This is a genomic window from Kitasatospora sp. NPDC057198, assembly GCF_042670125.1.
In the GTDB taxonomy this organism is placed as follows: Bacteria; Actinomycetota; Actinomycetes; order Streptomycetales; family Streptomycetaceae; genus Kitasatospora.
The window spans coordinates 1-2,034 of the sequence record NZ_JBHUWH010000786.1 but is presented as its reverse complement, the minus strand read 5'-3'; the positions used below and the strand labels follow the sequence as shown (position 1 = coordinate 2,034).

The 2,034-nt window shown below is 73.9% G+C and carries 3 protein-coding genes; all 3 read right to left on the bottom strand.

Annotated elements, in window-relative coordinates; genetic code table 11:
- Positions 1-315: 315 nt before the first annotated feature.
- A complete protein-coding gene (locus tag ACFUEL_RS39000; protein ID WP_380242852.1) occupies positions 316-717 on the bottom strand; it encodes an NUDIX domain-containing protein in 402 nt (133 codons plus the stop codon).
- A gap of 587 nt (positions 718-1,304) precedes the next feature.
- On the bottom strand, positions 1,305-1,517 hold the full coding sequence (locus ACFUEL_RS38995) for a hypothetical protein (RefSeq protein WP_380242850.1): 213 nt from the start codon (positions 1,515-1,517) through the stop codon (positions 1,305-1,307).
- Positions 1,478-2,034 (bottom strand): RNA-guided endonuclease InsQ/TnpB family protein (locus ACFUEL_RS38990; RefSeq protein ID WP_380242848.1); only part of this gene is annotated, 557 nt, incomplete at its 5' end. The genes ACFUEL_RS38990 and ACFUEL_RS38995, both read right to left, overlap by 40 nt.

The following is a 2,034-nucleotide window of genomic DNA, read 5'->3' as shown; positions in this document are numbered from 1 at the left end:
GCCGCGCACCGCGCGGGGGCAGGCCGGCCGCCTCCCGCTCTCCCCCGCCGTCACCCGGCTTCGCCACCTACGGGGCCTCCCGCCGCCACTGGGACGCCCCCGGCGGGTCGCCGGGGCGCGGGCCGCCGCCACGCCGTGCCGCCGCGGGCTCACGGATCGTGACGAATGCTGCCGAACTCTGCCATACCCAGGGAATCGCACCGCTATCCCGGCATACGGGTCGTCTGTCCGATTGGCGTACAGACCGGGCGTCCCGGCGTGCCGGGCAGCGGTTGCGGCGCTAGAACCTGTCCGGCCGATCTTGCCGGACCGGACCTAGTGCAGGAGGCCGTCGCGGTGGAGGTCGTCGAAGAGGTCCTGGTCGACCGGGGGGACGCGGTCGCGGTCGGCGTAGGAGAACCAGGCGAGTTCCTCGATCTCGTTGCCGGCGGTGAGGGTGCCGGTGTAGTCGGCGGTGTAGCAGGCCATCGAGACCAGGGTGCCGGGGGCCTGGGCGTGGGCCGCGGCCCGGTAGGTGTCGACGTGGGTGACGGTGTCGGGAAGGAGGGTGACGGAGAGTTCCTCGGCGACCTCGCGGAGCAGGGTCTGCAGGTCGCTCTCGCCGCCCTCGCGCTTGCCGCCGGGGATGTAGAAGGCGTCCTTGCCGCGCGGGCGGGCACACAGGATCCGGCCGTCCTCCAGGCGGACCCAGGCCACCGTGTCGATCAGGCCCGGCACCGCCGGCCTCGCGCCCGCCGCGCCGGAGCCGACCGCGTACCAGGGGCGGGGCGGTTCGGTGGCGGTGGCCAGGTTCCGGTTGGCGAAGGCGGGGCGGTCGGTGACCTCGGGGCCGAACCAGGGCGGCGGGGTGAACGCGGCGGCGGCCCGGCGGTCGGCGAACTCGACCTCGACGGTGCGCAGTCCGGCGAGCCGGCCGTGGAAGGTGTCGACCACGGCCTCGTGCGGGCCGAGCGGGACGACCCGGCGGGTCTTGTGGATCCGGCTGCCGTCGGTGGCGGGCCACAGGACGGCGAACTGCTCGGTGTCCAGCGGGGTTTCCCACTCGCCGCGGACCGGTCCGGAGCCGCGCTTGACGGTCAGCGAGTAGGCGCCGTCCTGCCGGCGCAGCCGTGCCTCGCCGCCCTCGGGGTTGGCCGCCAAGTACCCCTGCCGGACGTCGGACTCCCGTCCGTCGGGGACGGCTGCACCGTCCGCCACGAGGAACTTGCGCTCGATCTCGACGCCCACCGGGTCTCCTCCGCACACGTGCTGGGGCGGCGGCCGCCGCCGGGCGCCATGGTAGGCGGGCGGGGGCGGGGGTGGGCTCAGGCGCGGTCCTGGTGGCCCTCGGGGTCCTGGTGGCTCTCGGGGTCCTCGGGTTCGACCCAGTAGAGCTGCTTGTGGCCGCGGGCCTCGAACTCGGCGGCCAGTGCCTCGGCGGCGGCCCGGTCCAGGCCGCGGGCGAGCAGGAAGCGGTTGCCGTTGTCGTCCTGGCGCATCACCCGGTGGGCGGCGGCGGGGCGCTGCTCGCGGTCCATGTCCACACGTTAACTTCCTTCCAGGCCCGACGGCCGGGGATTCCCGCCTGCCCCCCACCGCTGGGGGGCTTCGGATGGGTTCCTGCTTCTTCACGCGGTGCGAGCACGGGTGCCCGTCTTATCTGCGCTCGACAGGCTGTCACCGCCGGTCCGGCGGCCTTGGCGACGTTGACCGCCGCATTCACGTCCCGGTCCAGGATCGTCCCGCACCCGCTGCACGTCCACTCGCGGACGTGCAGGGGTTTGGGTCCGTCCTTGACGCCGCAGTGCGAGCACACCTGGCTGGTGGGCTCGAAGCGGCCGATCCGGACGAACTGCCGTCCGTAGCGGGCGGCCTTGTACTCCAGCACGGCCGTGAACCGCGACCAGCCGGCGTCGTGCACGGACTTGGCCATGCGCGTGCGCGCAAGTGCCTTGACCGCCAGGTCTTCCACTGCCACCGCTTGGTTCTTGCGGATGATCTTCGTGGAGAGCCGGTGGTGGAACTCGCGCCGCGCGTCGGCCACCCGCGCGTCGG

Excerpts from the sequence above, each read along its gene's own strand:
- ACFUEL_RS38995 (WP_380242850.1), bottom strand. The coding sequence starts at position 1,517 with ATGGACCGCGAGCAGCGCCCCGCCGCCGCCCACCGGGTGATGCGCCAG.